This is a genomic window from Chryseobacterium sp. SIMBA_029 (assembly GCF_046535275.1).
Taxonomy (GTDB): Bacteria; Bacteroidota; Bacteroidia; order Flavobacteriales; family Weeksellaceae; genus Chryseobacterium.
On record NZ_JAWRXA010000427.1, the window covers coordinates 1 to 265 of the forward strand.

A 265-nucleotide genomic window follows, 5' to 3' on the forward strand; every position below is an offset into this window, starting at 1 on the left:
CTGCTAATGCTCATCAAAAGACTTAACGGTGTTGATATGCAAAAAGAGGGTCTACAGCTAACGCCTGAGGAAATTTATTCAGTAAATAATTCCAGCTTAAAGGATGCTATCGTAAGCTTCGGTGGTTTCTGTACAGGTGAAATTGTTTCTGATAAAGGACTTTTATTCACGAACCACCACTGCGGTTATGGTGCCGTTGCTGCTGCTTCTACTCCAGAGAAAGACTATTTAAAAAATGGTTTCTGGGCAACGAAACAGAAAGACG

At 40.8% G+C, this 265-nt stretch carries 1 protein-coding gene; it reads left to right on the forward strand.

Translation table 11 applies throughout. The annotated features are described in order from the left end of the window. On the forward strand, positions 1 to 265 hold a 265-nt coding region (locus tag SB679_RS24705), incomplete at both ends, for a S46 family peptidase (RefSeq protein WP_410704927.1).